Raw genomic sequence first — 6,758 nt, 5'->3', positions numbered from 1 at the left:
CCACCCCAATCGCTAGCTCCCCACGTCACGACGGAGCCATCTTCTCGCAACGCAGCAAACGCCCCCCCATCCGAAAAGATATCCACAACATCCACATCGCCATCAAGCTCATCGGCTACACTGCTGCTGTCGCCGCCACTAACGCTATGCCCCCATGTCACCACCGAGCCATCTTCTCGCAACGCCGCAAAGGCATAAGCCGTCGAGAATACTTGCACAACATCTCTGCTGTCGTCACTTCCATCAAGCTTAGACGCAACACTGCTACTGTTGCCACCCCGACTGACATTTCCCCACGTCACCACCGACCCATCTTCGCGCAACGCCGCAAAGGCATAAGCCGTCGAGAATACTTGCACCACGTCTCTGCTATCGTCACTTCCATCAAGCTTAGACGCAACACTGCTACTGTTGCCACCCCAACTGACATTTCCCCACGTCACCACCGATCCATCTTCCCGCAATGCTGCAAACGCACCGTATGTCGAAAAAACCTGTACCACATTGGTTGTACCATCCAGCGCCGTTAACCCATTACCTCCCCCACCGTAAGTGGAATCACCCCACGTCACCACCGAGCCGTCTTCTCGCAATGCTGCAAAAGCCTCATAGGTCGAGAACACCTCAACAACATCAATATCGCCATTCAACTTACTGGCAACAGGGAAGGTATCTGCTCCACAGCAACTACCCTTCGACCATGCCACTACCGAGCCATCCTCACGCAATGCAGCAAAGGCATAATGTGTCGAGAACACTTCCACGACCTTGGTAAGGTCAGTATCGACGCTATTGCCCCCAGCCGAGTCAAGTCCCCAAGTAATCACTTTACCATCTTCACGTAATGCAGCGAAGGCATAATTAGTGGAATACACCTTTATAACATCGTAATAACCATTCAGTTGTGTAGCCACGCCGGTACTGTCGCCGCCATAGCGGGAATCACCCCAAGTCACCACGGAACCGTCTTCCCGTATTGCCGCAAAAGCGTATGCGTTGCTCCATTGTCCCATGGAATGGCCTGGAAACAGCAGGGTTGATGAGGTTACCGGGTCGGCAGTTGATGACAGAACAAATGGATACTGAGACGGAAGAACTGAAAATGCTTGAGCTATATCCCCCGCCTGCACCTCCAGCTCCCAATCCCCGCCAACAGCACTTCCGCTGGTCGCATCATCCGAAGCCGCCACATCTGCCCCCGTCGCGGCGGCAAGCGCATCAACAAACGCACGCCCTACATCACCCGCACCAACGCCGCAGCCATATAGTAGGAGGTCTCCAGTAGCATTCAGAGATGAACCGAGCGTGTACAGTTGCGAAGAGTAACCACCGATGCTGGAGTTGTCAAGTACCGTACTGCCCAAGGTGAGGGAACCCGGTGAGCCGTGAGAGATGATCTGGATGGAGTCGAAGCCAGAACGACCAGCCAGAACCTCAAGCATCTGGCTGATCCCGTCAACATTCTGATCGAGAACGTGGTATTCGATGTCTGAGGAAAACTGCGAGACAAGATAATCCTTGTCATAGACAAGGCCATCAATGAAGACAATAGTTCGCGGCATAAGGGGTAGCATCCGTGAAAGACAGGCGCTTACACTGTCATAATTTTGGGTAAATCACAATGTGATAATATAAAAACGCCAGCACGACAATGCTACAGTAAAAATATTTTAACATTCCCTGTGTCACCTCAATACTGTCAATAGAGTCGATAAATCTGTCGGCTCGGTTTGGACTGTCTTCGGCGATATAACTCCATATTTCGGAAAGATCGTCAATGGCAAGCGGGCGTATTCTGATTTTCGGCATGGTATCCTCCGGTTTACACCTCACGCTTTTCCCGCCCGGCCTTTTTTATCTCATCAGGATTCCAGTCTGTTGCTGCTCCGCTCTCAAGTCCTGCACGAATCTCCTGCCGCAAGAGATCGATCCTGGCCTTCTTCATCGAATCCTGTTCGTCCATGAGCCGCAATGCTTCGCGGATGACTTCGCTCGCCGATGTATAAAAGCCCGAACTGACTTTATCACGCACCATTTTTTCCAGATACGGGGTCAGATTGACATTCATTGGCATAGCGTTCTCCTTGATGTTCATGAATTGAGGCATTGTCAATTTATGACAATAATTGTCAGCAAGAAAACGCTTTTGTATCTCATAAGCCAGCATCATTTCTGCTCCCCCGCCCTCAAATCCCCCACAAACAAAAAAAGCAGGCCCGACAAGCCGGGACTGCTTTTTTGATCTTTGTAGAACCTTACGCTTACTTCTTCTCAGGAACCTCTTGTTCTGGTTTCACTGCGTAGTTGATCAGGTAGTCGTAGAGCCTGATGAGGCGCGAGTTCTGGTTGTTCTGGTCGATCCAGTGGCCGATCATGCCAATGGTGCGGGCCAAAACGAAGAAGCCGTTCAGCGAATGCTCCGGGAACTCCAGATCCATCAGAATGCAGCCGATGGTGCCATCAACGTTCAGGATCAGGTTGCCCTTCTTGGCCGTGGTGATCTTCTCCACTTCGAGCGCGTAGTCCAGGCACGGGGTGTGCAGCGACGTTTCGTTCTTGATGTAGCTGACAAGGTACTTCACGCGCTGGTCGGGATTCTTGACGCTCTTGACCCTGTGACCGATGCCGGGAACCGGGCCAACGTTCTTCTTCATCCAGGTGAGGAAGCCGGGAATGTCGTTCGGGAAGTCGTTCACAGCCATCTTGAAATACTTGCCAGCGTTGGTGACCGCACCGCCGAAACGGGGGCCGATCATGGTCATGCCAGCCGAAACGGCCTGCGGCATGTCGATGCCGGCGCAGGCGGCGATGATCGAGCCGAACGCACCGGAGACTGCCGGACCGTGATCCGCCGAAATCATGATGATGCGTTTGATGATCTCGGACTCCTCGCGGGTCGGGAGCTTCTTGCTCCAGAGCAGGCTGACCACATCCTCGATGCCGTAGCCTTTCGAGCACAGCTCCGAAGCGGCGTAACCGGCGTAGCGCGGCTCTTCGCCACGGTCGTCGGAGATGGTGGTGCGGATAAGCGGCTCGACAACCACTTCACCCTGCTTCATGACCTCCTGAACGCTCGGCGGCAGCTCAGGCAGGATGGCCTCGTCGATCTCGCTCTTGATTTCGCCAGCGGCGATCAGCTCGTCATAGACCTGCTTGATGGCCTTGCTGAGACCGCCAAAAGTGTCGGGCACGAGCGCGCCTGCATCGCGCAAGGCGTTCATTTTGGAGCGGGCCGAGCCAGCGCCTTTTTTGCCCTCTTTCGCACCTGCATGGCCGAACTTCATGCCCTGCGGCAGAACCTCCTGGCAGGTGCCGCCGATAGCCGCGACCAGCTTGATGCGGCGCGGCTGGGCTGCCAGCCACTCGGCTGCTTCCTCTTCGAGGTTGCCGCCAACCTCGCCAATCAGCACGACCGCCTTGGTTGCGGGATCATTCTCGAACATTTCGAGGTAGGTGACAAAGTCGGTGCCAGGATAGGCGTCACCGCCGATAGCCACCGCCGAGGTGATGCCGTCGCCGTTCTGGGCGCAGAGCCACATCGCTTCGTTGGACAGGCCGCCAGACTTGGTCAGCACACCAAACGAACCCTGGCGGTAGAGGTTACAGAGCTTCAGGTTGCGGTACTCGCCGCCGATCACGCCGAGGCGGCACTCACCCGCCGACATGACGCCGATAGACGACGGGCCGTTCAGCATCTTGCCATGCTTCTGGGCAAGTTTTTTCAGGCGCTTGGCATCCTTTTCCGGAACACCTTCGGTGATCATGGAGACCAGTTGGATGTTCGGAGATTCGAGCGCCTCAATGGCTGCCTGGGTCGCCCTCGATGCGCCGAGGTAGATAAGCGCGGTGTTGATCTCCGGATGCTCTGCGAGAGCAGGAGAAAGGGAGTTATAAACGGTGACGTTCTTGAGTTCGCCGCCGCGGAAAATCTCTTTCTGCTGGCCGGCTTCGGGCGGATAGACGAAAGCCTGCACAGTCAGCGGACGGTTGATCAGGTAGTCGAACTGGGCCATGCGTTTTGCCGCATTGACGCCCGCCACGCCTCCGATGATGACTGCCCGAGTATCTTTATTTGCGAGAATGCTCACGGTTCAATCAGATTTAATGAGTTTCTATATGCTTTAATTTCAAGGTCTTGCAACGGCATCCATCAAGACTTCAACGCCATATCGACAATGTCGGTCATCGGCATGGAACGGTCGTAAACATGGATGTCGAAACCTTCCTCCTGAAGTTTTCTGATAGCGGCAAGACCCTGCGCCTCGTTCGGTCCGCCACGGCGCACCCAGATTTTGACGCCTTCGAGGTAGCCTTTCGACTTGCTCTCGCGGAAACCGTTGATGATACCGCTGAAGGTTGCCTTGACGTCGGTGAAGTTGGCGATAGCGCCGCCGACGATGATGTGCTTGATGTTGGGCAAGCGGCAGAGCGTTTCGGTGAGCGCTTCCACAGCCCAGTCAGCCGGGTCGCCCGAATACTCTGCGTAGTTGGCGATGGTGCCGCCGCGAGCCACGACCGCGTCGGCATAGAACACCGATGCGCCGCCGCCTGCGGTCAACAGGGCGATTTCACCGCCGGGCACTTCAACAAACTTGACCGAACCCTTGATCCGGGAATCGATGTCCATAATCTGCTGCTCGGCTTCGGTGAACGGACGGCCGATTTCGGAAACCGGTTTGAAGTCCCAGTCAGCATGGCGGAACCGGGCATCCCAGTCGATGTTCATCACGGCGTCGAGCGCGGCAAAGCGCATGTCGCTCTTGCGGATGACCAGCGGGTTGATTTCGATGGATTGAGCGTCCTCGTTGTCGAAGCAAAGGACAAGGCGGGAGCAGATTTTGCCGACGCGCTCGGCGATTTCGCCTTCGAAACCGGCATCTTTGGCGAGCACGGTCAACTGCTCGATGGTCGGATTTTCGTCGAGAGGAATCTGGAGGCGGCGGACGCTGTCCCAGTTATCCTCGATATCGACGCCGCCATGTTTGGAGATCAGCAACTCGGCGCCATCACTGTTCCCGATGATGGAGACATAGAATTCTGCGTCATGATCGAGCATTTCTGCCACGATGACCTGGCGGACTTCAGCGGTGCCAATCTTGGCGCCGATCATCTCTCTGGAGGCTTGGATCGCCTCGTCGAGATTGAGTCCGATTTTGACAAGACCGAGTTTAAACCGGCCTCCGATAGCTTCGTGAGCCTTAACGACAAGTTTCGATTCACGCAGCCATTTATTAGCTTCACCAAGCTGTTCAAGACGCTCAGGGTCCATGATGACAACATAGTTCGGCACAGGAATGCCCCACTTGTTGAACAACTTCATGGCTGGCCCTTCAAGAATTTTAGCCATGCTCTATCTGTTTATGATTATAGGGTATTAGTACGAAAAGAAGAGTGCAAAGTTTGAATATAACTATATTCACATTGGTTACAAGGCTGTTAAGCGTGTTAATCCTCAGTAAACGATAATTTTTTTCTTATGAACGACTTCACCTTCTGGTGGCAACATCTCCCTTCCCAGATGAATCCCGTCATTTTTTCGGTGGGGAGCATCGCCATTCGCTGGTACGGCACCATGTACATCGTGGCATTCGGCATTGTTTATCTGCTTTCCCGGTACCGGATTGCCACCGAAAAGCTTCCGTTCGACAAGACCTTCCCCGGCGACGCCCTGACCTGGGCGATGGGCGGTGTGCTCATCGGCGGCAGGGTCGGCTACATACTATTCTATGGATTTGACTGGTTTCTGCAGGATCCCATCGGCACGTTGATTCCGATCCGCTTCGGCAGCGGAACCTGCGCCTTCTCCGGTATCAACGGCATGTCGTTCCACGGCGGCCTGATCGGCGTGGCCATCGCCATGTGGATTTTTGCCCGCAAGCAGAAGGTCGATTTTCTCCGCACCGTCGATCTCTTCATCCCCGCCTTGCCGCTCGGCTACACCTTTGGCCGCCTCGGCAACTTCATCAACGGCGAACTGTACGGCCGCGTCACCACCTCGGCCATCGGCATGTACTTCCCCGACGCCCCGACCGTGGAACTTCGTCATCCGTCACAGCTCTACGAAGCGTTCTTCGAAGGCATCGTGCTCTTCGTCATTCTCTGGTCAATCCGCAAAAAAGCGCCTTGGCCAGGTTTCCTCTCTGGCCTCTACCTCATCGGCTACGGCACGGTACGCTTCTTCATCGAATTCTTCCGCGAACCCGACGCCCAACTCGGCTTCGTGTTCCTGAACTTCTCGATGGGCCAGGTGCTGTGCTTTATTATGATAGCCGTAGGTGTGGGGATTATGGCGTGGTCGAAGGCGAGGGCGGCGAAGGCGGAAGTTGTGGGAGGTGGGAAGAAATAAGTTTTAATATTGAAAAAGGACGGGCGGTTTGCAAAAACCGCTCTCTTTTAAAAAGTTACAGTGCAGTCATAACAGATATTCAGCCAGATTTACAGATGGTTTTCATCTTGCATCCAGTTTTTTGGATTGTCGATAATATATCTTCTGCTACGATCCAATTCATCCTGACTTCGAATTATATGATCATGAAATCGCAATTGCCACAATCGCTTTCTGAATGGCGCTTTATGTCAACAGAGATGTCGCTTTTTTTTGAAAAAAATTGTTCACTTTTCGTCCGGGTTCAGAACCACCTCCCGGTTCATTTCCCATGCTCTTGCCGGTCTTGATCCCCAACGCTCCGGATATGCCGCTCTGGCCTGTTGCAGCGTCGCGTTTCGCTGCTCATAAATGGCGTTTGCCTGACCGTATC

Annotated in this window: 6 protein-coding genes; 1 reads left to right on the top strand and 5 read right to left on the bottom strand. The window is 54.3% G+C overall.

Features of this window, described 5'->3' with window-relative positions:
- From EST62_RS12680 to EST62_RS12660, 5 genes are all read right to left on the bottom strand, one after another.
- Window positions 1–1,562: DUF4347 domain-containing protein (locus EST62_RS12680; protein ID WP_167599358.1), on the bottom strand; the 1,562-nt coding region annotated here is incomplete at its 3' end.
- Between the two features lie 37 nt (window positions 1,563–1,599).
- A complete protein-coding gene (locus EST62_RS12675; RefSeq protein WP_129052432.1) occupies window positions 1,600–1,809 on the bottom strand; it encodes a type II toxin-antitoxin system RelE/ParE family toxin in 210 nt (69 codons plus the stop codon).
- Between the two features lie 13 nt (window positions 1,810–1,822).
- Window positions 1,823–2,074 (bottom strand): type II toxin-antitoxin system ParD family antitoxin, encoded by a 252-nt coding sequence (locus EST62_RS12670; RefSeq protein ID WP_209019446.1) that lies wholly within the window; start codon window positions 2,072–2,074, stop codon window positions 1,823–1,825.
- A 187-nt stretch (window positions 2,075–2,261) separates the two neighbouring features.
- Window positions 2,262–4,088: a citrate/2-methylcitrate synthase gene (locus EST62_RS12665; protein WP_129052431.1), complete on the bottom strand. Its 1,827-nt coding sequence runs from the start codon at window positions 4,086–4,088 to the stop codon at window positions 2,262–2,264.
- 62 nt (window positions 4,089–4,150) lie between these two features.
- On the bottom strand, window positions 4,151–5,347 hold the full coding sequence (locus tag EST62_RS12660; protein ID WP_129052430.1) for an ATP citrate lyase citrate-binding domain-containing protein: 1,197 nt from the start codon (window positions 5,345–5,347) through the stop codon (window positions 4,151–4,153).
- 129 nt (window positions 5,348–5,476) lie between these two features.
- Here EST62_RS12660 and lgt point away from each other — a divergent pair, with 129 nt between their 5' ends.
- Window positions 5,477–6,346 (top strand): prolipoprotein diacylglyceryl transferase, encoded by an 870-nt coding sequence (lgt, locus tag EST62_RS12655; protein WP_129052429.1) that lies wholly within the window; start codon window positions 5,477–5,479, stop codon window positions 6,344–6,346.
- Window positions 6,347–6,758 lie beyond the last annotated feature (412 nt).

It is taken from the genome of Chlorobaculum sp. 24CR (genome assembly GCF_004118635.1).
Taxonomy (GTDB): Bacteria; Bacteroidota; Chlorobiia; order Chlorobiales; family Chlorobiaceae; genus Chlorobaculum.
The sequence above is the reverse complement of the archived record's forward strand: the minus strand, read 5'-3'. Positions and strand labels throughout refer to the sequence as shown.